Origin of the sequence: Paenibacillus sp. yr247 (genome assembly GCF_900103825.1) — a bacterium.
GTDB lineage: Bacteria > Bacillota > Bacilli > Paenibacillales > NBRC-103111 > Paenibacillus_E.
Map to the genome: position 1 here is coordinate 38,464 of NZ_FNIF01000024.1, position 21,898 is coordinate 60,361.

The following is a 21,898-nucleotide window of genomic DNA, read 5'->3' on the forward strand; positions in this document are numbered from 1 at the left end:
ATAAACTCAGGGGTTTGCACCTTGGTTAGGACCCATTGCTGAGTGATGGACCGCATTGCTGGCCTCCACGCGCTGCGAACGCTTCGTGAATGCCGATAAAAATCGGCATTCACAGCCAAGCTCACCCCTGCGAGGCCCCGCGAGCAAGCTCCTTGTGGACGATCGGCGCGACCTTCGTGCCGAGCAGTTCGATGGTGCGCAGTAATTCGTGGTGCGGCATCGTGCTGACGTCCACGTGCAGGAGGAAGCGCGTTAGGCCCAGGTTCTTGCGAAGCAGCACGATCTTCTCCGCAACATACTCGGGATCGCCGACGTAGAGCGCTCCACGAAGGCTGCGGGCGGCGTCGAACGATTCGCGGGTGTATGGCGGCCAGCCGCGCTCGCGCCCAATAGTGTTCATCTGGGCTGCCGTCGACGGGTAGAACAAGTCGGCGGCCTTCTCGGTCGTATCCGAGATGAAGCCGTGTGAATGCGTCGCGATCTGCAGCTTGCTTACGTCGTGTCCGGCCTTCGCGGCCGCTTCCTTATAGAGGTTGACTAGAGAAGCGAACCTCTCCGGCATGCCGCCGATGATCGCAAAGACGACTGGCAATCCTAGCATGCCGGCGCGAATCGCGGACTCCGGATTTCCGCCGGTTCCAATCCATACGGGCAACGGTTCCTGTACGGATCGCGGATAGACGCCCAGGTTGTCGATAGCGGGGCGGTGGCCGCCGCGCCAGCTTACTTTCTCCGATTCGCGGATCGCGAGCAGAAGCTCCAGCTTCTCCTCGAATAGTCTATCGTAGTGGTTCAAGTCGTATCCAAACAATGGGAAAGATTCGATAAACGAGCCGCGGCCTGCCATAATTTCCGCCCGTCCATTGGACAGGCCGTCCAAGGTGGAGAAAGCTTGGTACACGCGAACCGGATCGTCCGAAGACAACACGGTCACGGCGCTCGAGAGCCGGATTCGTTTTGTCGTGGAAGCGGCAGCGGCCAGAATAACGGCTGGTGCCGAGCTCGCGTAATCCGCGCGATGATGTTCGCCGATCGCATAGACGTCCAGACCGACTTGCTCGGCCAGATTAATCTCCTCAACCGCTTGTCGGAGCCGTTCGGCGTGGGTGACGCCGCCGGCTCTCGGAGCAGCCTCGAGGAATGTGCTTAGTCCTATTTCGATTGAAGAAGTTGTAAGATCGGACATAATGATTCGCTCCCTTCTAGATACGCTTATTATACTTTATATTTTAATGTAACTCAATAAAAGTAAGCGAAGACGGTTATCAGCTGACGTGATGTACATAATATCGGCACCGGAGCCACCCTCTTAACAAAGATTAAGCAGGCTGCCGATGATAAGCTCGGTGGCCTGCTGTTCGATGAAGAAGAGGCATTTAAACAACTCAAAAGTGTTATAATTTCTGCAGGTTGGTTTACATACGATTTAAGTTAAAATATATTTGAACATTGATTGGTACCTCGTGAGAATGGATTTTTGGCTCGATTTGTTTACTATTTCAATGGGAATAAGGAGCAGTTAGGTGATAATAAATTAGAAGTATCCGAGCTAATCGAACTAGCTAACCATACCTTTAATACTTTTTATTAAAGCTCGTCGATTACTAGAACGATATAAATGAATCTCGTAGAAGCGCTTTTATTAGTGTATGAACCACTGATTTTGACTCCACATCTTGGTATAATTTCAGGCCCAAAAGCAAAAACTAAATTGAATTTGAAGAATAAACCTTACCTTAAAAATGGAGGAGTTTTATATGAGTAACAGCTTAGATGCAATTAAAGCCGATCAAGCAAACTTTCTGGATAAAACTGAGGATGAAGTAAAAGAGGTTGCTGCTACAACTAATGTGAATGAAGCGGTAGAAGCCATCACGGCTCATATTAACAAATACGATGAGCAAGAAGAAGATGAGACAATTCAATAAAGACTATCGATATCTCGGCCAAATGAACTTCAAGATCTTATTGTTGATTGGCTGCTAGGAGATCAAACAGCATCCTTTGTTAAACTCCCGGGTAACTATAGTTAAACTGAATAATGAGCAGGTAGTCAGGGCCAGGACTGTCTGCTCATTTTTTTGTTAAAGTAAAGGGCAGTTTAGTTGAAAAAGGAACTTAAATTTAAATCTCGAATATCTAATGTAATCGGATAGCTAAAAAGTTTGATGACAGACAGGAGTTAGATACGATGATAAAAGGTTTTGGAGGAATATTTTGGAGAACGAAGAATCTTGAAGTTATAAAAAAATGGTACAGTGAAGTATTGAAGATTGAATTAGAAAATTGGAATGGGACTGTGATAAAACCCCAATTAGGAAATGAGACTATCTTTTCTTTCTTTACCGAGAATGACAGTTATTTTCCAACAGAACAACAAGTGATGTTAAATTTCCAAGTACATAATCTAAACGAGACTATTAAGCATCTTGAACATATTGGTGTACCTCTTGCAAAGAAAAAAGAGATTAGTGAATTTGGAAAGTTTATTTGGATTGAAGATCCTGAAGGTCGACTGGTCGAGCTTTGGGAGAAATAACGAGTTATAATTCATTTGCTATTGAGCTAACGGAAAACGATAGTGAAGAGCTTGCCTCGCGGCAGCTTCTTTTGTTAATGCAAGTAACGGGCAGCATTACTAAAGACTATTATCTATTGAATAACCTTAATTGTTGAAGTATGGATAGCAAATCCCTCATTGGCAGTAAATGGCCTGTGGGGGATATTTTTGTTTTTAGTACTTGCATAGCGAATACGATTGGCGGTGAGGAAAAATGAGTGTTGTTTCAAAAATTGAGAATGACGAGGATGTTCAAATAATAAAAGAGTATACATTATTGCCTATTTTGCTCGATATGTTAACCAGGGACATGGAGGAGCTGAAGATATATAAAGATAAAATCGTTTTATAACCATGTTCTCTTTTATTTGGAGAGGTGGAGAGCGCTATTTACCCTCAATTACAAATGATTAAGAACAGTATGAATAAACGTGATATTAAAGTGCTAAGCACAACCGCGAATGCAGTTGGTATTAAGGTAGAATACAAAGTCCGAGGATACATCTATTATTTCACGATGCTTCGAAGTTTGGTCAAAGCAGAACTAATGACCACTCTAATGAACATGCGGAGGCGCGTTTAGATGGGCAAAAAATACGAACGGACAATATTCCTATCCGACTGCCAGTCTTTCTATGCAAGCGTTGAAAAGGCGACTCAACCAGGTCAATTTATCATCTAACAGATACTCTTCACCAGAGTTTGATTTAAAACAATCATTTTCAATTTATGTTACGTTACAATTTTTGTTTGGTTTACCTCGAACAATGCCGACTCTATATCGAAATTGGCCTCTTGATAGCATGATAGCAGCCGTTTCCATTTGCACTGCCAATTTATATTATAATAAAGAAATTTATTCTGATAGTCTCTCGGAGTTTGAGCAACAATCCTAGCGGAAATGAGCCTCTATTCGGGAAAAACAAGCATGGAAAACTTGGATATGAAATCCACTTTCAAAAAAGAGCATAGCAGGTCTCATTTTTTGAAAATGGAACCGAGGCTAGGAAGCAAGCGAAAACACATGTGTCTGCTGGGGCTCCAAGTTCTTTCTTACTGTGGAGCGTACCAAGCGTCGATGTGTTAGCACATCATAATGCTATACATGCGGATGTACCACATTTTGGTAGAGCAAGGCATCTTGCAGGAACAGACTGTTCGGCTCTCCATGAGTGGACAGGTCCGCTTAAAACGCTTCTGGGATTTGTCGTAGCCATTACGTTTTATTTAGCATACAGGTCGCGAAGAATCGTCGCCGACAAAGCGTTGGTAGTCCGAATGTGGGATGAAAATGGAGGAAGGCTATTTTGGGGGGTCAAGCAAAACCTTGTCCCATCAGCCTCGGCGAATGCCGAGAGGCTATCTGTTTTGAAGGAGGGAGTACTATCAACCGTCAGTTAACGTATTTGGATCAATTAGATACACTGCTAGGTCCTTTACCTACTAGAAAACAAATTAATCGTATACAGCGATCTCCGAGTCAACTAAAGGTAAACATCAGAGTTGAACGAACATTACCGTTTGAATTTATTAGCAATGTGATATCTCCTTTTATGCAAATATGGGGAGTGGACGAAACATTTGATTTATCGTCGTACGATACGTCCCTTTCATCTATTGGCAGTAATGCCAGCGCAGACGTATTTATCCTTTGGCTAGACTGGAGATTATATCGCGATGCTATGACGGTAGATGTTGCCTGTGTCTGGTTAAGGGAGAGAATACTTACTTTAAGGAGTAAAACGGACAAACCAATTTTAATCAATAACTGGCCTTTACAATTTCAGATGGAAGATATGTTGTTTAGCGTTAAGACCGGAAAACGCAAGTGGGTTCGCCAGCTTAACGAAACACTGTCCCGTCTTTCAGACGAGCTTTCGGATTGCTGGATAATTGATCTTTCATATCTCGCCCTTGAACAGGACGGTGTTTTCTTCGATAGCAGAAACGATAGCGTAAGCCACTATCCTTTCTCCGATCAAACAACGATTTTAATTGCACGTCATTTAGCGGTACATCTATTGCCTGCCGTGTTGTCTCCTAGAATCAAAGCCATTGCATTGGATTTAGACGATACGTTATATGCCGGAGTATTAGGCGAGGATGGCGAAGATGGAATTACCTTAAACAAAGCCCACTATGAGTTGCAAAATGTTCTATTGCGTCTGAAACAGTCAGGCATACTGTTAACGATTTGCAGCCGAAATGAGGAGAAAGATGTACTCAGGCTTTTTAACGAAAGAACAGATTTCCCACTAAGCTGGAATGATTTTGCTGTCATTAACGCTAATTGGAATTCCAAACCAGAGAATTTGATCGACATATCCCGGAAGCTAAGCATCGACCCTTCTGCTATACTTTTCATCGATGACAACCCTGCAGAGCTGCTTAAAATGGCCAATCATGCTCCTACAGTCCGATTGCTACGTGCTGATCCGGCTGGAGAACAAACCCTTATCAAAATTTGTAACTATCCCGGCCTTTATCAACTCCGCCAAGATGATAGTGCTTCGTTAAGAACAGCGGATATACAAGCCAATCAAGCCCGGGAAGAGCTTAAAAAGCAGACGTCTGATTATGTTTCCTATTTAGAGAGTCTTCAGATGATTGTTCGCCTATATATCAACGAACCGAGCCACCTAGACCGGGTATATGAATTAAGTCATAAAACGAATCAATTTAATCTCGCGCTGCGGCGTATGAGTAAAACGGAAGTCGAGCAAATCATAAAAAAACGCGAATATATGGCTATGACAGTCCAACTAGTTGATACACTTTCAGACAGCGGCATCATTGGCACATTCATATGTCGCCTTGAACAAGAAAAAGCTACACTGATCGAAGTGCTTTTCAGTTGCCGCGCCTTAGGCAGGGAAATTGAAACGCTCGCCTTTGCCAGCTTGCTGAAGAGATTAATGGAGCTCGGTATTAAGCAATTAATCATAACGGTACAGGAAGGACCGCGGAATGCGCCGGCGCGCGAATGGTTACAACGATTCGTAAACGATCCAGGCATAGATCAAACCGTCACCGATCTATTCGCTCATGTCAGCGCATCATGTTCCAATCATCCTGCAAAAGTGGAGGAAATCATATGAAGGACGAAATTCGCAGTATGGCAAGCGCAGTGCTGTCGGAAGTTTTACGAATCCCGGTTTCTGCCGATCACAATATTTATCGCAGCAATACAGAACAATGGGACTCACTTAAGCATTTGGAACTGATCCTTCTGCTTGAAGAGGAGTTCCATGTTAGATTTTCTGCCGAACAAGTTGCGAACATCAATTGCCTTGAGGATATTGTAGGCATATTGGGGGGAGACAAATGAATCACTCTATTACCGTTCAAAATTACGGAATCAGGCTGAGGCCGGTGACGATGGATGATGCCGAGTTTATTTTTGAATTGCGGCGTGATCCGAAATTAGCAAAATATATTGGTGAATTTGATGAACAATTCTCTGTCCATGTAGCGTGGCTGAAGCGATATTTCGAACGGGAGGGTGATTATTATTTTTGCATCGAAACAGTCCGCTCTAATACTCCCATAGGAACCATTGCAATTTATGACCGGAACAGGGATATAGCCGAATGGGGCAGAATTATTATGAACTCGACGTTTCCCGCCGCTCCTGGCAGTGTGTGGCTTATGTATCATGTGGCTTTTGATATTCTGGGATTATCCAGTGTATACAGCAGAACCGTCATCAATAATAAGCAGGTTGTTTCTTTTCATGATAACAGCGGGGCTGAAAGGTCAGGGATTGAACCTGAAGGAATCACCATCCAAGGCAAGCCTATGGATATGATCATCCATACCGTTACAGCCGACAGATGGCCATATATCAAGAAAAGGCTTGAGCCTTCCGCCCGTATGGCTGAGCGCCTTTTAGAGGAAGTGACGTAATGCAAGCTGAAACTAATGAGTTTACTTTTCATCACATCGGCTTAGCGTGCCATTCGTTAGCAGCCGAAATCGAAGCGCATGAGTCGCTCGGTTATGTAATAGAAGGTACGCCGTTTCACGATCCGCTTCAGCGTATTAACGGCATTTTCATGGTAAATGGCCCCATTCGCATTGAATTAATTGAACCAGCAGGGGAATATTCTCCTGTGCGTAACATTTTGACAAAAGGCCTTAAAATGTACCACCAATGCTTCGAATGCACGAATATTCATAAGGCAATCTCTGATCTGGAAGCCCAAGGGGCCCGTGTGATCGTTTCACCGACTCCGGCGGTTGTGTTTAACGGGCGTACGATTACCTTTCTCATGTTGCGTACGCTCCTCATCGTTGAGCTTATACAAGTCTAAAAACGTGGGAGCCTTTAAGTTTCCTTTAGGCTGTCGAAAAAGATCGCCCTCCACCTGGTTCCACAGGCAGAGAGCGATCTTATTTTTGCTTGAACTAAACCAATCCCAATTCCTTATCATATACGTATCACGAGTAACTTGTTTTTCTGATCTGGCAGTCTCAACTTTTTCTGTTTCCTCGGATAGATTTGGTCACCAGTCTCCAAATGTTGCATTTTCATCATGCCTGTCTCAAGAGACGACTCTGCTTCACCATGAATATAGTAATAGGTCATATTTTTGACTTAAGTGATATTCTTACTAAAGCGAAACACAAACTTGGTACAGATGAACTAACTGGTAAAAATCATGATCATTCTCTTCAAGAACACAGTACAGGTCTCAAGAAAACAGAACAAGTTGCGGGGGTTAAAGAGCAAGTGGCGCAGCATGAAGAGGCCGTGGTGGCGACCTCGATGGACTTCCGCTAACAAATTCAGTTAAGCTTGAAAATGTCGGACGCAATCAATAACCCGTTCCAGATCTTCGTCTGTCATATTCGGATGTATAGGAACGGTTAGAATTTTTTTCCATATTTCTGAAGAAACAGGAACGCTTGCCTTTAGATGAATGTAGCAGGGATGTAGATGGCAAGGATAATAATGGACCCCCGGCGCTATATTATGATCCTTCAAATGGCCGATTAATCGGTCTCTCATATCCTCATTCGTCAGCTTGATTTGAAATAAGTGCCAGGAGCTTTGCGCATACGGTTTCTCCTTAGGAAGCTCCATCCACGGAATATCTTTGAATTCCTGCAGGTAACGGCTTGCGATTTCCTTGCGCCGACCGTTGAGTTGCTTTAATTTGTGAAGCTGCACGATGCCCATTGCGGCCTGAATGTCGCTCATATGATACTTGTACCCAACCTTATCGACAAAATATTGCCATGCGTATACCCTTTCCGTCGAGGATCTCATCCAAGTATCTTTGGAAATGCCAACCCATCTTTTTTCCCTCAGCTTTCTCGCTATCCATTCTTGATTGCAGGTGATCCCCCCGCCTTCACCGCAGGTCAAATTTTTGACAGCATGAAAGCTGAAGCAAGTGATGTCGCTAACTGAACCGATGGTACGTCCCTTATAGGCTGCACCGCATGCGTGCGCTGCGTCTTCTACAACTTTAATCCCTTTGGAAGCCGCAAGTTCATGGATAGCGTCCATATCGCACGGATGCCCCGCCAAATGAACGACAATGATCGCTTTCGTTTTTTCCGTTATTTTCTGTTCGATTTCCGCTACTGAAATATTCATCGTGTCTTTCTCCACATCGGCAAAAACAGGCGTTGCTCCTACATAACTAACAGCATGAACAGTGGAAATGAAAGTCATGGGGGGGACTATCACTTCATCCCCCGGTCCAATGTCAAGAACCTCCAAGGCCAGGTGCAGGGCAGCTGTCCCGGAATTAAGAGCTACCATGAAACGGCTTCCTACGTAAGCGGCAAACTCTGTTTCAAACTGTTCGGTCTTCGGCCCTAATCCAAGCCAACCGGACTTTAACACTTCGACTACGGCATCGACTTCTTCTTGCCCGATGCATGGTTGTAATACCGGAATATGTTTGGATTTCAACAAACATCTCCTCCTTTTGTCTTAATTCAAAATCATATTACGCCAGTTCATGACACAGGAATCAATCGAGAAGTGCCTTCTTGCATAATCTTCTGCCTGCCCCTTTATTTTCTGCCGCAGATCCGGATTCTCGATCATCTGCTTGATGCCATTGTACCAACCTTCCTCATTATGCGGCACGATATATCCTGTTTCTCTATGGTTTACCGAACCCTTATAGGCAGGAGCCTCACTGTAAATTCCGGGAATCATGCAAGCTCCGTATTCACGGAACTTATTATTCGTTTTGCAATAATTAAACAATGTATCCGCAAGCGGGGCCAACCCGATATCCCATGTGACCTGATACAACTTATGAATAAAACTGCGGTAATCCCCTTCATATGATAAATGGGTTACACCCGGGTACCCTTGTAAAGACGAAGGGATAAAACCAAAAAATTCTACCCTTATCCTTGAACCATATTGATTAAGAAGCCGTTTGATTGCAGGGATAATCGGTTTGAAATCATTCTCCTTGTATGTCCCTGCATAACCGATTACTATTTGACCGTCTTGTCTAGCAGGCTCTACTGCTTGGTCCAGCCATTCAAAGTCAACCGTTGCCGGAAAATTAGCAACCCGAGAATTAAAATGAAGACGAATGTAATCCGCGAAATAATCGGAATTAACATGAATGATTTGAGCATTTCTCAGAAAATTAATGAATGCCTCCTTGCGCACGGGTTCTTGGTAATACTGAGCCAGAGCCCCCTGAGGAATTTCAAGGAAGTTATCATCAATACAATAGACCGTTCGTTTTCCCATCTCATGCGCCACTTCCAAATATCGATAAGCGTCAGGTTCTACGTTGCGAACAAATACAACGATATCAGCTGATGCAATATCTTCCCGGCTAACGGAATCCTCTGTTCTCACTTGGAAATTGTATTGACCTAGCTTTTTCATTTGTTCGAACGGATGGTAAATCATCATTTTTAACGACGGCAATTCCATAGAAGCTGGGATGACCAGAGCAATCGGCGTCAATAAAGTATTAGGCTCCATGGAATTAATTTGATTCCCTTGTTCTACTTGACTATACTGTTCTACAACTTGACTATACCCTGCGTTGAATCCATCATTATATGCTTGATCAAAACCCACATTGTAACCTTTATTGTAATCAGATCTGTTGATCTTTCTTCCTACTTTCTTTTTGTTAGCTTTGCGCGCGATCTGGTTCTTAGCCAGCACCGAGCGTTTAGCTGCAGAGGCCGTCGTTTTTTTCCCTACGCGGATCATGCTGATCACCTCCTGTGAGTTTCGCCATGGCGAAACTTACTTGTAACGTCCTGAACATGCACCATCGACCTCCATTGCGTCCCGCCATTTCAAACCGCATCCGAGGAGATAGCAAAATATACCGTTTCAATCCATTCATTTTAGCCATATTCGCCGTGCGGCTAGTCTCGATGACCATGTTCGCAAGGTGCTGGCAGAAATGACGGAACAAAACGGCGGCATCATCTTATCCATGGACGGCGTTTAACCTGAGAAGGGAAACGAAACGCTGTATGTGCTACGCGAAGTATTCAGCGGGACGGTACTCGCCGCGAAAAATATGAAGAGCGGAACAGTGGAGGATTTACAAACGTTAATCAAACCAATCATCGAGCTCGGTTTTCCCATTGTCGGTATCGTAAGCGATGGTCAGCATTCGATCCGCTTGGCGTTTGAAGGCCTGCTGCCCGGTTTTCCGTATCAGTATTGCCAGTATCACTATTTGAAGGATATTGCGAAATCGGTGGTGGACGCGGATCGCAAGCTCAAGACAGAACTGAAGAAGAGCATGCGCGGGATTCGAGACGTCGAGCGTAAAATCGAACAAACGGAAAGTCGCGTTAGCAAAAACGAAGATGTCACCATGAGCGTTTCTGCAGGTGAACAAACGACGCTGGAAATGGCTGAAGCACGTATTGCCAAGAAATATATCGTGGCCACACGCGCCTTGCTATTAGAAGACGGAGATCCTCCACTCGAGTTGCCTGGCATGCTGATCTATGAACGCGCGCAAGCGATTCAAGCCTCGTTAGCCAGATGCTTGGATAAAAAAGGGGCCCTAGCTCCTTAAAGGTATCGTCAGAATATTCAGTAAGATTGATCTGCTAATGCCTGTCTACGATGCTGTGGCTCGATTACGAAAGCCTCTGGAGCATATTGCGGATCTCTTAGAACCCGACACCGACAAAACCAGTGAAACCGTTCGTTGGGAAATGACAGCGTTGCTGGAATGGATGAAACTAACATACACAAAGGCCGATGACGTCCTTATGGTGGACAACGTACTACGTACGGTACACAAAAGGTTTCTGGAACGGCCTGTTTACCTGTTACGACGAATATTACCTTCCGCGGACGAATTAGACGCTTTAATCTAGACCCCGATGCGTATCTGACTGCATTGGAGCAGGAATGGGAAAAGATGTTCTGTTAGTCAATTATGCTGCCGTAGTTTTTTTAGATGGGCATCCACTTCCCATATTCAAGCCTCCTTAATAACTTATGGATTAAATATACGCTTATGTTATTGGTACTGATTGGACATATTTTATAAGTTGGTAGACAAACATCTCGCTTCGAAGAAAATGGTTATTTGCCTTAGAGTTGATGATAGTTATGAATAGTAAGGAGCCTCCTTCAGGTGGTTCCTTTTTGGTTGTTGGTTGAAAAACCTGCTAACATCTTGTCAACATTTTTCTCTTAAATTATTCTGACAAAGGCTTTATACTGAAAAAAAGGTATGCTAAAGAACCTTCCTTATGAAAATTGGAAGGTTTTCCTCTCTAAGCCTTTGTCTGGGAATTCCGCGTATTGATTTTGAGGCCAGAATGCGATAAAGAAGAAACTCAACTCAATCTGAGTTGGGTTTTATACGTCTACTTTCAATGTTAATTATAAAGGGATATCTATTGGTTTTGGACATCCTTTTGTTGATTGTTAAAAAGCTTTTCAAGTGCTTCATTAATGTGCCAACCGCACAGCGCCTGTGGCTCTCCGCGTAAATTAACCACGACTTCAACGCCGTGGTAATTTTTTTGCATGTAGTTCTCTTTACTTTTTCTTCAAATTCGCCACGAGCTTTTTTCAAGCCAATACAGGATTTATCAATGTAGTCATGAAGTATTCAGACCAAGCGCCTACAGCCACGTCCAGCATCCAAGCATTGGCGAATAATCACTTCGTAACCGCCGAGAACGCGGGGGCCAGTCCGTTGGTCGCAAACCGAACGACTGTAGGGGATTGGGAGAAGACAATTCGTACGGAACAGTATCGTTTTTGTCCAAGGCTAACAATAATTATTGACGGCCGATCTGAACCAGAGCACTAAATTTATCGCAAGGGCAACAACCATTCAAGTCTGGGAAAAGTTCCGCATCATCGATCGAGGCAGCGGCAAAGTGGCTCTTCAAGCGGTGGCCAATAATAAATACGTCTCCGCCGATTTGAACCTAGGCGTCGTTCTTTATGCGAACAGGGATGTTGCGTCCGGTTTGGAAGAGTTTATCATTGCATCCGCGCCTTAAAATTAATCCCAAAAAGCACCGCATGACGCTATTCGCGGATAAAAATCCCATGCACGCTCTGTCAACAACCAGCCTTTGAAGGCTGGTTGTTTTTGTTTTCGTTTGATCGTTCGTATTAGACGAGGGATAAGAACTAGTAAAATGTAAACTGCAAATAATTATGAAATCGTTTTCATTCTACATTCGTACACTACCGCGCGCTATGAATGAACGAAGGCCCGTGCCTTCTCTTTGCGGCACCAATTAATGAACATTACCCATTATGAGGCAGATGGGAACGGTCGGGGAATATTTAGCTGTTAATTTGGGCTTGGTGGCAAATGACACGAAGATATCCTAGGGAAGAAGTGTGACGATAATATGTTTGTGAACACCGGCCGGAAAGTGTTCTCGGCTATATTATAAAAATAGGTAAATTCCTTGTGATATTTATCTGTTACTGATCCCCTTTGTCTCTCATCTACTAGTAGAAAGTAGAAAGTAGAAAGGGGGTGAACTCTATGAATGGTAGGAGAAACAAAACAATAGAAGCAGCTCGTGAAGCAATTGCCGGTAAGCGCAAGGGTATCCGCGCCTTGATTCCTTTTTTAGGACCAGGCGTGATAGTCTCAATGGCTTATATCGATCCCGGAAATTATGCAACGAACATCGAAGCTGGTTCGAAATTTGGTTACAACCTGTTGTGGGTAGTTGTATTAGGCTCTCTCATGGCCATTTTATTTCAAAATCTGTCGGCGAAACTCGGCATCGCAACAGGTAAAAATCTACCGGAGATGTGCCGTGATCATTTTCCAAAATGGATTCCATGGTCCATGTGGATTCTTTCAGAGATAGCCGCAATGGCAAACGGATTCGCCGGATTTATGGGTGCAGCGCTAGGCCTGAATCTGTTATTTCATATTCCAATGCTCGCAGCCGCGTTGATGACAGGCATGACGACCTATTTAATTCTCATGCTGGACCGATTCGGTTTTCGTCCGCTGGAAAGGTTTATGACTGCACTCGCACTCGTTATCGGGGTGTCTTTTATCATCGAAACGTTTCTTTTGAAGCCTGATTTTACACAGATTGCCTATCATAGTCTTGTACCGTGGATAGGTAATTCTGAGAGTATTATACTGATTGTTGGTATTATTGGAGCAATGGTCGATCCGAACGCCGTATACCTGCATTCCGGTTTAACACAAAAACGTATCGTTCCACGAAACGATACTGAAAAAATAAGAATTGGGCGGTTTACAACCATTGAACTTATTATTGCAATGGCGTTTACCTGCATGGTGAATCTCGCAATTATGTTTATGGCATCCGCAATCTTTCATTCAACAGGGAACAATGAAATTACGGATATTCAATCAGCGTTTCTAATATTGACGCCGTTGCTCGGATCAGCCGCAGCAGGAATTTTCGTAGTTTCTTTGCTGACTGCCAGTCTATCTAGTTCCATAATTGATACCATGGCGGGTCAGGTAATTATGCAAGGGTTTGTCGGATTCACTATTCCGATCTGGCTGCGCCGAGTGATTACCATGCTGCCAGCATTCATTATTATTGCATCAGGAGTTGACCCGACCCAATCCATCGTGCTTAGCCAAGTTGTGCTAAGCATTATATTACCTACTCAGGTTATCGCCTTGATTTACTTTACTAGGCGTAAAGATATTATGGGAGTCATGACAAATAAACCGATCATAAACATCTTATCCATATTTTGTGGAATTCTCGTTCTAGCACTAAATCTATTACTCATTTATCAAACAGTAGGCGGCAGCCTACCGTTTGGCTAAGATGATTAAACTTTGAAGTTTCGAGTTTTAACAGGCACACTCTGATTGATGCTTATGGAGTTGGGTGGTAGTTTAGCATCTTAAAGGTCCTTGATTCACAAGGGCTTTTTGTATTATGAAGCATATGTTTGCTATTAGACTGAAATAAAGTATTAGACTAGGAAAATAAAGTTGTAGACTGAGAAAATAAAGTATTAGACTACATGGCGTTTATGCATTTTACTCACTCAAGCAATCAGACATCATGAAGCTAAACCCTGTACTTATGCAACATAATACAGGGTATTTTTTATTTTGGAGCTGATACCTTTGAATCTTGGAGAAAAAGTCAGATATATACGAAAGACTAATGAACTAAATCAGAAGGAAACGATCTTATCGCTTTTATTCGTCTTCAGGTTGATTTTGTAAATTTTATTTGCGACTGATTTGCCGCGCGTAGCCAGAACATACACATCGTCTCCGATAACAGTTGTGGAGGAAGCAGCATCTCCAGCCGCCGCTGTACGTGACATGGGCGGCGTAAATCACGCCCTGATCTCCGACACGGACCGTACCCAGCTTGCCCTGGCGGCAACACATACATGTTGCCGCCCTCGGGCGCTGACAAGCCGAGTGTAACAAACAAGTGCCGTACGGTGTATCATGGAAGTCTAAATATTCATAGAATCCCGGGTGAAACTGTTCTGCTTTCCCGTCGCCACTTTTCACGACCTCGTCGTGTCCGGGATCCTTTTTTTCGAGTTCTCCGGTTGGATAATACCTCCTCTTATGCAATACTCCGCCTTTTGGGCTCTTCCGGTTTAAAGACGAGGCCATACCCTATCGATATTTGAATCACAGAAAAAGCAGACCAAGACTGTATTGAACGTGTATTCTGGCCCCCAAAATGTAAAAAATATGTAAATAACTATTAAAGATTGTTGTTTGATTGAATAGAATAACATATCTATGGCTGTATAATAGGGGGAGGCAAGGCGGGTATGAGTGATAGGCATAAAGATATTAATAAAATGATTAGACAAGCAAAGATAATCGTCACTGGCTCGAAACGGATCGTTTATGATCTGAGAAATGGCTATGTATTAAAAGTAGCCAAATCAAAATACGGGATAATAAGCAACAAAAGAGAAGTATTCACCTATACTACCGCTCCATCCTGCATAAAGAAGCATCTTGCAAATATTTTAGATCACGGAAATGAGTATGGCTGGATTATCATGAAGAAGTACAAACCGAATCTTCCCAAATCAAAGGGTTACTATAAGCGAAAACTATTCAAATTAAGAGCTAAATTTAGGAAAAATGGGATTATACCTTATGAGGTTGTAAATTATCAAGGGTATCCAAATTATCACAACTTAGGATTAAGATCCAATGGAGAGATCATCGTGATTGATTATGGAAATTTCAAGTTTTATAAGTGTTACTTCAAACGCAATTGACAAAGGAGGGATATGGCCTTGACTATAATGAACGAGTATTTGAAGAAAAAAGTAAACGGAAAAAATACATCGGTTCCGGCGGAACGAGAGTCGTATATAAGCAGCTCGTGGTCATTGATTATGGTGGTTTTGAATTTGACCGAAAATAATCCGTTCGATAAGGTCTTAGCGTAGGTTTTACGTTATTCTGCTGACGGTTCCCGCTGGCACTTAATTGAATCCGATTTTGCGCTTGGCAACAGCTTCGCAGATTGTTCAGCAAACCCTGATTAGTTAATTGTTAATCGGTAGTCTAATACTTTATTTTCACTGAACACCTATGTAAAAAAGTTGGAAAGTAGTAAAGAATATTGGAAAGTAGTAAAGAAAGTCGGAGAGTAGTAAAAAATGTTGGAAAATGATCTCTGAGAGAAAAATCCCGATGAAGAATAAAACTCATCGGGACTTTCTTTTTTATATTGAAAGGAGACAATTATGCTATCTTCCTTAAGTGATCGAATTAGGGTAATTCAGAAATCAATCGATTAAATCAGAACGAATTTTCAAATTTAATTGGTATTTCTCAAGCGACACTTAGTGAGCTTGAAAAGGAATAAATATAACCCGTCATAGACACTATCTTATCTATTTACAGGGTTTTTAAAACTAATTTGAGTTGGCTAATCCTCGGTGAGTCTGTTAAAGAAGAGAATAACGCACATATAATAGAGATATGGATGAGATTATGCTTTTTATGGAGTTAAAGATTGGGAGATATCACAAATAACTCTTCTACATAAAGTTGAGTTACTTTAGCCGCTTGTGATTTCAAGTACCAATGAACTAACGCTAACATAATGTTGGTAGACAATAAAGTTTCGAAGTAATTAGGCGTTCACTCTACAGTGTGAACGTTTTTTTTAGCAATGGAGGAAGTGATTATACTAGATGAATGATTAAAGCTTCGGCATTATCGAACTGAGACTTTTTAACATGTAATCAAGGAGCCAAATGGCATAAAATCAATAGTTGACACACATTGCTGACTGACAATTTTTATTTTGGAGTTTAAAAATGTTGTTGACACGACACCAAATGGTGACCTATAATTAAAGTGTCACTAAATGGTGTCCAATTAGGAGTTAGCCATTTGGAAAGTTTGGAACCTGGATAAGTTTCACTTGAAACAATTATGAGGAGGTGATGAAATAAACGGCGGTCCCTTCGTACATCAATAGATTTATAATACAGAAAATAAGATTTTTAGGAGGGGGCGTTATGAGCGAGAACAACCAATTGCGGGATGTTTTTGACGCGATTGCAGATCCGACTAGGCGCCGACTAATTCGTCTGTTAGCAGAGGCAGAGGAGATACCGCTTCATGAATTAACGGCACAGTTTCAAATGGGCCGTACAGCGGTATCCAAGCATTTGACAATCCTTAAAGAAGCCGGACTGGTACTTGACCGAAAAGTCGGCAGAGAAACGCGATTTAGGCTAAACGCCTCTCCACTCAGAGAAATTCAAAATTGGGTGGCTTTCTACGGCAAGTTCTGGAGTACGAATATGTTGCGCTTGAACCAACTATTAGAGGAGGAGGAAGAAGAATGAGTTTAGCATTATCCTTGGATTTTCAGTACACGACATCGATCGAGAAGCTTTGGTCCGCCTTAACCGATTCAAGCAAGCTTGCCAAGTGGGTGGTCAACATCCACAATGGTCAGGCGATGGATAATGATTTTGAGCCCGTCGTAGGACACCGTTTTCAGTTTCGCACTCAGCCGTCCGAATATTGGGATGGCATTATTGACGGCGAAGTGCTTATCGTGGACGCACCAAACCGGGTGTCCTATACTTGGGCCAGCGGAGGGGAGAAGCACACGGTAACCTGGACGCTGCAGGATTTAGGGGACGGAAAGGTTAACCTTCATCTCGAACAAACCGGATTCGCCAATGCTCAAGGTCTCGAAGGCGCTAGGTATGGCTGGGGTAAATGGTGCGGCGAGCTTGAAAAGGTATTGGCCTAGTTGTAAAAGGAAGGAGAGCCTTATGAATATCATTTTTGTTATTTTACAAAGTTTTCTGCTCGTCTCCATGGCCTTTGGCGGCGGAAGCAAGCTGGCTGGTGCGAAAAATTTTGTTGAAATGTTCGAGTCGATTAAACTGCCGCAATGGTTTCGAGTTGTTACTGGGCTCGTTCAACTAGCCGGGGCAGCCGGACTTGTTATCGGATACTGGAATCCGGTAGCAGCCGTATGGGCAGGCATTTGGATTGGCATTACGATGCTGGTGGCATGCCTTTCACATTTCAGAGTCAAGCATCCTGTTGGAAGTGCGATACCGGCCTTTGTGATTACTTTGATTGCAGCGACTCTGGTAGTCTTGCACCAGGTAGCATGAAGAAGAGCGGGTCAATGAAACTCGAGTCGCCATCAGAGCTGATGCTCTCTCGGCTACGCGCGCTGATCAAGCAGGAGGACCCCGAAGTTGCCGAGGAGTAGAAGTGGAGAGGGACACCAGTCTGGTCGCACGACGGGGTAATCTGCACCGGTGAAACGTACAAGAACGTCGTGAAGATGACCTTTTTAAAGGGCGCCTCGCTGAAGGATCCTTCAAGGCTCTTCAACGCCAGTCTTGAAGGCATCAAATGGCAGGCCATCGACTTCCACAAAGGCGACCAGATTGATGAGGATGCTCTAATGGCACTCGTCCGCGCCGCCATTGCACTGAACACGTCAAAACCCTCCAAACGCAAATATGACCATGAGTGATTGGAAAATATTATAGCAAAATGTAGGAGAGCCCACTATGCAGGGCTCTTTTTCATTTCCAAAAAGGAGGCGTCAACATGGCGAGTACTATGCAAAACCAGTTCTTTCGATGAAATGAACACGACCTGCTGCAATGCTGTTCAGGATAAAATTTGGGTGACCGATCCAGTGTCTCTCGTCCGTAAGGAGGAATATTGCATGGATCAACTCACTTTAAAATCCGGGAAACAAAAGTATGATCAAAATGGTTACGCAGAGTGTGTACAGGAGTCTGAAGTAGATCCCTCTTTGGTTGACGAATCAAAGGCTGTTGATCTTATATTGAATTCGGGCAGTGTTTCCGTTCATCATCCAAATATCATACATGGATCGAAGGCCAATCATTCTCCGCTGCGAAGGTGCGGGTTGACCATTCGCTACATTCCAACAAGTACCAGAATCATTACTGAAAAACAATGGCCGTGCGCTTTTCTACTTAGAGGAGAAGCGGTTCCGGGATTGAATGAATACTTACCGAAACCCAAATATTCAGCGGATCGGCATATGATGTTCCGTGGCTGTGAATCGTAGGTCTAATACAGATATGGGGACAAATCGTTTGGAACTAATTCCAATCCATGCACTCAGGGGTATGATAGGAAAAAACGAAGAGTCTTCAATAATCAATTAGGATGGGAGGAAATATGCTTATGGAGAACAAAGAGCTCTGTCGCCTAAGCTATGACAAATATGATCTCTCTAGACTTTCTATCGCATGTTTCATTCTCATCTCTCCGAATAACGTTGTTCTCGGTATTGGTCGATGATGAATAGGTACTAGTACCATGGTCGCTTTTGGCTACAGATTAAATAAATCATGCGAAATAAGAATACGGGGCATCGAGCAAGTCGTGGAATAGGTGCTTTAACTTCATTGCTTCCATAATTAAGTTATTATCGGGCATGATTTTATTTTTATAAAGAGTAAAATCCCCCGAAGCGTGGAGATTTTACTTTTCTTTTGTAAATGAGTGGTGGAGTAACCGTCATCAGTTACATTTTACTTTCCATATTAGCTGAAATCTTTTGCGATAAAGCGATTAACAGCTCTTTTTCCTGCTCCGTAAGCCCTTTCACTGTTAAACTTTCCATTTCTGTCCAAACGGCATTGGCCTTGGCTACAAGCCCGCGGCCAGCTTCTGTTAGTTTTACAAGCGTAACACGCCCGTCCTTTGGTGAGCGTGAACGAGTGACTAATCCCGCATCCTCCAGGCGTCGAACCGATTTGGCCACCGTTGAATGATCCAATCGCATTGTGCGGCCCAGACTTTGTTGCGATTGCTCATCTTGCTCCCATAACTGCATAAGCATAATTTCCTGGCCAGCAAACAAGCCTATGTCACGTAGTAAGTGCGCAGCCAAACCCCGGTGCGACCTGGCTAAAGAAAAAACAGCAAAATTTATTGGAAACCGTTGGATCGCTTGCATTTCTTCTTCAGGCAATCCTTCGCATGAACCATTCTCAATCCCATCCATGTTTAACTTCACCTCCCGCAGTTGCTTTACTGATTATTCAAGAGTAGTAGATAACCCGACGATTGTAAAGATGCAGTTGCTTAACCTGGTCTTTGCTTGATTTGACTATTAAAAAAGCTCACGCCACACCATAGCTATGTTTTCGCTATGAAATGGCGCAAGCGATGTGCATCTATTTATTTCCGAAGTCAAATCAGTGCAGGGTAATCCGTATAGCTGCGTTGGTCACCACCGTAAAAGGTGGACGGATCAGCTTCGTTCAGCGGAGCACCTGCTTTCAAACGTTCCACAAAGTCAGGATTCGCAAGCGCCCAAGTGCCTACAGATGCGATATCTGCAAGTCCTGTATTAACGTCTCGGTCGAGTTCCTCCAGAGGGCGGCCCGGACGATTAACGATAAGCACAGTCGGCCAAGCCGAGCGAATTTCACGAAGCGTCTCTTCATTGCCGCCATGCAAGACATGAAGATAAGCGAGGTTAATTTGGCAAGTTCTGAAACCAGGTATTTGTACACTTCCGGCCCTTTATCGCCCTCAACGAGGTCTCCCAGTGGAACACCGGGAGAGACACGGATGCCTGTACGCTCGGCTCCAATTTCTTCTGCCCCAGCTGTTGCCACTTCAATGGCAAAACGTGCGCGATTTTCAATCGATCCGCCATACTGATCTGCTCGTACGTTCGCATTCTCTGAAATAAATGGATGAATCAAATAACCGTTTGCCCCATGAATCTCCACACCATCCCCTCCAGCCTGAATGGCAGCAGCGGCGGCCTTACGGAAATCTTCAACGGTCGCCTTGACATCTTCCAGGCTTAACTCACGCGGAACGGGAATATCCTGCATTCCGGTTGCAGTAAACATCTGTGCCTTCGGTGCAATGGCAGAAGGTGCAACCGGCTGGCGATGATGCGGCGTGTTCTCCGGATGCGACATGCGCCCCGCATGCATTAATTGAATGAATAAATATCCGCCAGCTTGGTGAACTCGGTCGGCTACCTTCTTCCAGCCTGCTATATGTGCATCGGTATAGATACCCGGTGTAAACAAGTTGAATGGCCATCCTCTGAAGGCTGCGTACCTTCGCTGATGAGCAGGCCCAGTGAAGCGCGTTGCGCATAATATTGCGGCCTATGTTCTCCCGGTGTGGCGTCGGGAAGTGCACGGGATCTAGTCATGGGAGCTAAGGCCAAAAGCGATGCTGCAAGTTTAAGTTTCACACTTTTATTGTATTCCATAACTTTGTCATTTTTAAAGCTCCTTTACCTGAACAGCTCATGGCAAGAATCTAGATAGCTCACTTATTTTTCGAAAAATATGTTGACGGGCACCTATTATTTCGATATATTTATGTTGCCGGCAACTTATAAAAGTAAAGAGACTTTAGATAATATAGAATGTAGGAGGCATAATTAATGAAAGCTATCACAATCCAACAGTACGGAAATCCTGATGTTCTGCGCCAACAAGAAATAGATATCCCGACTGTGAGTGGAACTCAGGTGCTTGTTGAAATGCATGCTACATCCATAAATCCGATTGATCATAAATTTCGTTCAGGAGAAATGCAAGACATCTTTCCGGTTCAATTTCCACATGTCCTGGGCTTGGATATTGCTGGGGTCGTGAAAGCGGTAGGAAGCGAAGTAACTCATTTTAAGCCCGGGGATCGCGTATACGGTGTGGGAAGTTCGGGAAGCTATGCAGAGTATACGGTAGCAGATGAAGGAACGCTGGCAAAAATTTCACCTGATCATTTATTTACAGATGCAGGGGCTTTGCCGATCGTGGCGATTACCGCCTGGCAAGGGCTGTTCAACCACGGAAAGATTAAACAAGGGGATAAGGTGCTCATTCATGCCGGAGCAGGCGGTGTCGGACATATCGCCATTCAATTGGCTAAACAGACAGGTGCCTATGTCATAACAACGGCAAGTGCGAGTAACCACGATTTTGTAAAACAATTGGGTGCGGATGAGGTCATAGATTATACGACGACTGATTTTTCTGAACAACTAACGGATGTGGATGTCGTTCTCGATACAATGGGGTGGGAAGTACAGGAGAAAAGCTTCCCAGTGATCAAAGAAGGAGGCAAGCTGATTGCTCTTCCTTCTCCGATTATTTCGGACAAGGTGAAAAACTATCCAATTGTTGCCGAGGCTGCTGTTATTCAACCGAACCGCAAAGATTTTGAGCAAATAGAGCGTTGGGTTCGTGAACAAAAGCTGAAAGTGCATATTAATACCTTTCTTCCTTTTACTGAACAAGGGCTGATTGAAGGCCATCACAGAATCGGGACAAAGCATACCAATGGCAAATTGGTTGTACAAATCAAATCCTAAGACCAA

27 protein-coding genes and 1 pseudogene are annotated in these 21,898 nt (G+C 43.8%); 21 read left to right on the forward strand and 7 right to left on the reverse strand.

Annotated elements, in window-relative coordinates; genetic code table 11:
- Positions 1-121: 121 nt before the first annotated feature.
- Complete coding sequence (locus tag BLT91_RS24925) at positions 122-1,186, reverse strand: LLM class flavin-dependent oxidoreductase (protein ID WP_090826136.1); 1,065 nt, start codon at positions 1,184-1,186, stop codon at positions 122-124.
- A gap of 571 nt (positions 1,187-1,757) precedes the next feature.
- On the opposite strand from BLT91_RS24925, the gene BLT91_RS31965 reads away from it, so the two are divergent.
- From BLT91_RS31965 to BLT91_RS24955, 8 genes are all read left to right on the forward strand, one after another.
- Complete coding sequence (locus tag BLT91_RS31965; RefSeq protein ID WP_175532515.1) at positions 1,758-1,928, forward strand: hypothetical protein; 171 nt, start codon at positions 1,758-1,760, stop codon at positions 1,926-1,928.
- 263 nt (positions 1,929-2,191) lie between these two features.
- Positions 2,192-2,539 carry a VOC family protein gene (locus tag BLT91_RS24930; protein WP_090826139.1) on the forward strand — a complete coding sequence of 116 codons (348 nt, stop codon included), beginning with the start codon at positions 2,192-2,194 and terminating at the stop codon, positions 2,537-2,539.
- A gap of 427 nt (positions 2,540-2,966) precedes the next feature.
- Positions 2,967-3,143 carry a YhjD family protein gene (locus BLT91_RS31970; RefSeq protein WP_175532516.1) on the forward strand — a complete coding sequence of 59 codons (177 nt, stop codon included), beginning with the start codon at positions 2,967-2,969 and terminating at the stop codon, positions 3,141-3,143.
- A 724-nt stretch (positions 3,144-3,867) separates the two neighbouring features.
- On the forward strand, positions 3,868-5,658 hold the full coding sequence (locus BLT91_RS24935) for an HAD-IIIC family phosphatase (protein ID WP_254777135.1): 1,791 nt from the start codon (positions 3,868-3,870) through the stop codon (positions 5,656-5,658).
- Positions 5,655-5,888, forward strand: coding sequence for a phosphopantetheine-binding protein (locus tag BLT91_RS24940; protein WP_090826142.1), 234 nt, complete (start codon positions 5,655-5,657; stop codon positions 5,886-5,888). The genes BLT91_RS24935 and BLT91_RS24940 overlap by 4 nt, the downstream gene beginning before the upstream one ends.
- Positions 5,885-6,466 carry a GNAT family N-acetyltransferase gene (locus BLT91_RS24945; RefSeq protein ID WP_090826145.1) on the forward strand — a complete coding sequence of 194 codons (582 nt, stop codon included), beginning with the start codon at positions 5,885-5,887 and terminating at the stop codon, positions 6,464-6,466. Before BLT91_RS24940 ends, BLT91_RS24945 begins: the two co-directional genes overlap by 4 nt.
- Positions 6,466-6,873, forward strand: a complete 408-nt coding sequence (locus tag BLT91_RS24950) for a VOC family protein (protein WP_090826148.1) — start codon at positions 6,466-6,468, stop codon at positions 6,871-6,873. Before BLT91_RS24945 ends, BLT91_RS24950 begins: the two co-directional genes overlap by 1 nt.
- Positions 6,874-7,127: 254 nt before the next feature.
- Positions 7,128-7,343 (forward strand): hypothetical protein, encoded by a 216-nt coding sequence (locus tag BLT91_RS24955; RefSeq protein WP_090826151.1) that lies wholly within the window; start codon positions 7,128-7,130, stop codon positions 7,341-7,343.
- A gap of 9 nt (positions 7,344-7,352) precedes the next feature.
- Here the strand turns inward: BLT91_RS24955 and BLT91_RS24960 are convergent, their stop codons facing one another.
- Together BLT91_RS24960 and BLT91_RS24965 are read right to left on the reverse strand one after the other, a co-directional pair.
- Complete coding sequence (locus BLT91_RS24960; RefSeq protein WP_090826218.1) at positions 7,353-8,486, reverse strand: DegT/DnrJ/EryC1/StrS family aminotransferase; 1,134 nt, start codon at positions 8,484-8,486, stop codon at positions 7,353-7,355.
- 21 nt (positions 8,487-8,507) lie between these two features.
- Positions 8,508-9,770: a glycosyltransferase family protein gene (locus tag BLT91_RS24965; protein ID WP_090826154.1), complete on the reverse strand. Its 1,263-nt coding sequence runs from the start codon at positions 9,768-9,770 to the stop codon at positions 8,508-8,510.
- Between the two features lie 274 nt (positions 9,771-10,044).
- Between BLT91_RS24965 and BLT91_RS24970 the strand changes: the two genes are divergently transcribed.
- Both BLT91_RS24970 and BLT91_RS24975 read left to right on the forward strand, forming a co-directional pair.
- Entirely contained in the window at positions 10,045-10,599 is a 555-nt protein-coding gene (locus tag BLT91_RS24970; protein ID WP_090826157.1) for a hypothetical protein, read from the forward strand.
- A 37-nt stretch (positions 10,600-10,636) separates the two neighbouring features.
- Entirely contained in the window at positions 10,637-10,906 is a 270-nt protein-coding gene (locus BLT91_RS24975) for a hypothetical protein (RefSeq protein ID WP_090826160.1), read from the forward strand.
- Between the two features lie 528 nt (positions 10,907-11,434).
- On the opposite strand, the gene BLT91_RS33670 is transcribed toward BLT91_RS24975, so the two are convergent.
- Positions 11,435-11,569 carry a hypothetical protein gene (locus BLT91_RS33670; protein WP_302847549.1) on the reverse strand — a complete coding sequence of 45 codons (135 nt, stop codon included), beginning with the start codon at positions 11,567-11,569 and terminating at the stop codon, positions 11,435-11,437.
- A 74-nt stretch (positions 11,570-11,643) separates the two neighbouring features.
- Between BLT91_RS33670 and BLT91_RS30955 the strand changes: the two genes are divergently transcribed.
- The 3 genes from BLT91_RS30955 to BLT91_RS24985 all read left to right on the forward strand — a co-directional run bounded on the left by BLT91_RS30955 (position 11,644) and on the right by BLT91_RS24985 (position 13,839).
- Positions 11,644-11,856: a fascin domain-containing protein gene (locus BLT91_RS30955; RefSeq protein WP_141225077.1), complete on the forward strand. Its 213-nt coding sequence runs from the start codon at positions 11,644-11,646 to the stop codon at positions 11,854-11,856.
- The gene (locus BLT91_RS24980; protein WP_090826163.1) at positions 11,828-12,052 is read left to right on the forward strand and encodes a fascin domain-containing protein; all 225 of its coding nucleotides are present in this window, start codon (positions 11,828-11,830) and stop codon (positions 12,050-12,052) included. Before BLT91_RS30955 ends, BLT91_RS24980 begins: the two co-directional genes overlap by 29 nt.
- A gap of 500 nt (positions 12,053-12,552) precedes the next feature.
- Positions 12,553-13,839: an Nramp family divalent metal transporter gene (locus BLT91_RS24985; RefSeq protein WP_090826166.1), complete on the forward strand. Its 1,287-nt coding sequence runs from the start codon at positions 12,553-12,555 to the stop codon at positions 13,837-13,839.
- A 359-nt stretch (positions 13,840-14,198) separates the two neighbouring features.
- On the opposite strand, the gene BLT91_RS31980 is transcribed toward BLT91_RS24985, so the two are convergent.
- Positions 14,199-14,354: a kelch repeat-containing protein gene (locus BLT91_RS31980; protein WP_175532517.1), complete on the reverse strand. Its 156-nt coding sequence runs from the start codon at positions 14,352-14,354 to the stop codon at positions 14,199-14,201.
- A 468-nt stretch (positions 14,355-14,822) separates the two neighbouring features.
- Between BLT91_RS31980 and BLT91_RS24990 the strand changes: the two genes are divergently transcribed.
- The 7 genes and pseudogenes from BLT91_RS24990 (at position 14,823) to BLT91_RS25015 (ending at position 18,604) form a co-directional block, all read left to right on the forward strand.
- Complete coding sequence (locus BLT91_RS24990; RefSeq protein WP_090826170.1) at positions 14,823-15,284, forward strand: hypothetical protein; 462 nt, start codon at positions 14,823-14,825, stop codon at positions 15,282-15,284.
- Positions 15,285-15,302: 18 nt separating this feature from the next.
- On the forward strand, positions 15,303-15,458 hold the full coding sequence (locus BLT91_RS31985; RefSeq protein ID WP_175532518.1) for a hypothetical protein: 156 nt from the start codon (positions 15,303-15,305) through the stop codon (positions 15,456-15,458).
- A gap of 1,083 nt (positions 15,459-16,541) precedes the next feature.
- Positions 16,542-16,874 carry an ArsR/SmtB family transcription factor gene (locus BLT91_RS24995; RefSeq protein ID WP_090826173.1) on the forward strand — a complete coding sequence of 111 codons (333 nt, stop codon included), beginning with the start codon at positions 16,542-16,544 and terminating at the stop codon, positions 16,872-16,874.
- The gene (locus BLT91_RS25000; protein WP_090797025.1) at positions 16,871-17,290 is read left to right on the forward strand and encodes an SRPBCC family protein; all 420 of its coding nucleotides are present in this window, start codon (positions 16,871-16,873) and stop codon (positions 17,288-17,290) included. The genes BLT91_RS24995 and BLT91_RS25000 overlap by 4 nt, the downstream gene beginning before the upstream one ends.
- A gap of 22 nt (positions 17,291-17,312) precedes the next feature.
- Positions 17,313-17,663 carry a DoxX family protein gene (locus tag BLT91_RS25005; protein WP_090826176.1) on the forward strand — a complete coding sequence of 117 codons (351 nt, stop codon included), beginning with the start codon at positions 17,313-17,315 and terminating at the stop codon, positions 17,661-17,663.
- 113 nt (positions 17,664-17,776) lie between these two features.
- A pseudogene (locus BLT91_RS32380) lies at positions 17,777-18,034 on the forward strand (DUF1801 domain-containing protein); the annotation flags it as partial.
- A gap of 198 nt (positions 18,035-18,232) precedes the next feature.
- Positions 18,233-18,604, forward strand: coding sequence for a phytanoyl-CoA dioxygenase family protein (locus BLT91_RS25015; protein ID WP_090826179.1), 372 nt, complete (start codon positions 18,233-18,235; stop codon positions 18,602-18,604).
- Between the two features lie 462 nt (positions 18,605-19,066).
- Here the strand turns inward: BLT91_RS25015 and BLT91_RS25020 are convergent, their stop codons facing one another.
- The gene (locus BLT91_RS25020) at positions 19,067-19,549 is read right to left on the reverse strand and encodes a MarR family winged helix-turn-helix transcriptional regulator (RefSeq protein WP_090826182.1); all 483 of its coding nucleotides are present in this window, start codon (positions 19,547-19,549) and stop codon (positions 19,067-19,069) included.
- Positions 19,550-19,868: 319 nt separating this feature from the next.
- On the reverse strand, positions 19,869-20,597 hold the full coding sequence (locus BLT91_RS25025) for an oxidoreductase (RefSeq protein ID WP_368086853.1): 729 nt from the start codon (positions 20,595-20,597) through the stop codon (positions 19,869-19,871).
- 365 nt (positions 20,598-20,962) lie between these two features.
- On the opposite strand from BLT91_RS25025, the gene BLT91_RS25030 reads away from it, so the two are divergent.
- Complete coding sequence (locus BLT91_RS25030) at positions 20,963-21,892, forward strand: NADP-dependent oxidoreductase (RefSeq protein ID WP_090826185.1); 930 nt, start codon at positions 20,963-20,965, stop codon at positions 21,890-21,892.
- Positions 21,893-21,898 lie beyond the last annotated feature (6 nt).

Coding starts and splice junctions, on each gene's coding strand:
- BLT91_RS24995 (WP_090826173.1), top strand. CDS start 16,542: ATGAGCGAGAACAACCAATTGCGGGATGTTTTTGACGCGATTGCAGAT.
- BLT91_RS33670 (WP_302847549.1), bottom strand. CDS start 11,569: ATGCAAAAAAATTACCACGGCGTTGAAGTCGTGGTTAATTTACGCGGA.
- BLT91_RS24990 (WP_090826170.1), top strand. CDS start 14,823: ATGAGTGATAGGCATAAAGATATTAATAAAATGATTAGACAAGCAAAG.
- BLT91_RS30955 (WP_141225077.1), top strand. CDS start 11,644: ATGAAGTATTCAGACCAAGCGCCTACAGCCACGTCCAGCATCCAAGCA.
- BLT91_RS24925 (WP_090826136.1), bottom strand. CDS start 1,186: ATGTCCGATCTTACAACTTCTTCAATCGAAATAGGACTAAGCACATTC.
- BLT91_RS31970 (WP_175532516.1), top strand. CDS start 2,967: ATGATTAAGAACAGTATGAATAAACGTGATATTAAAGTGCTAAGCACA.
- BLT91_RS24945 (WP_090826145.1), top strand. CDS start 5,885: ATGAATCACTCTATTACCGTTCAAAATTACGGAATCAGGCTGAGGCCG.
- BLT91_RS25015 (WP_090826179.1), top strand. CDS start 18,233: ATGGATCAACTCACTTTAAAATCCGGGAAACAAAAGTATGATCAAAAT.
- BLT91_RS24965 (WP_090826154.1), bottom strand. CDS start 9,770: ATGATCCGCGTAGGGAAAAAAACGACGGCCTCTGCAGCTAAACGCTCG.
- BLT91_RS24955 (WP_090826151.1), top strand. CDS start 7,128: ATGAATATAGTAATAGGTCATATTTTTGACTTAAGTGATATTCTTACT.
- BLT91_RS25005 (WP_090826176.1), top strand. CDS start 17,313: ATGAATATCATTTTTGTTATTTTACAAAGTTTTCTGCTCGTCTCCATG.
- BLT91_RS24930 (WP_090826139.1), top strand. CDS start 2,192: ATGATAAAAGGTTTTGGAGGAATATTTTGGAGAACGAAGAATCTTGAA.
- BLT91_RS24985 (WP_090826166.1), top strand. CDS start 12,553: ATGAATGGTAGGAGAAACAAAACAATAGAAGCAGCTCGTGAAGCAATT.
- BLT91_RS24940 (WP_090826142.1), top strand. CDS start 5,655: ATGAAGGACGAAATTCGCAGTATGGCAAGCGCAGTGCTGTCGGAAGTT.
- BLT91_RS24975 (WP_090826160.1), top strand. CDS start 10,637: ATGCCTGTCTACGATGCTGTGGCTCGATTACGAAAGCCTCTGGAGCAT.
- BLT91_RS31965 (WP_175532515.1), top strand. CDS start 1,758: ATGAGTAACAGCTTAGATGCAATTAAAGCCGATCAAGCAAACTTTCTG.
- BLT91_RS24950 (WP_090826148.1), top strand. CDS start 6,466: ATGCAAGCTGAAACTAATGAGTTTACTTTTCATCACATCGGCTTAGCG.
- BLT91_RS25030 (WP_090826185.1), top strand. CDS start 20,963: ATGAAAGCTATCACAATCCAACAGTACGGAAATCCTGATGTTCTGCGC.
- BLT91_RS25020 (WP_090826182.1), bottom strand. CDS start 19,549: ATGGATGGGATTGAGAATGGTTCATGCGAAGGATTGCCTGAAGAAGAA.
- BLT91_RS31980 (WP_175532517.1), bottom strand. CDS start 14,354: ATGTCACGTACAGCGGCGGCTGGAGATGCTGCTTCCTCCACAACTGTT.
- BLT91_RS25000 (WP_090797025.1), top strand. CDS start 16,871: ATGAGTTTAGCATTATCCTTGGATTTTCAGTACACGACATCGATCGAG.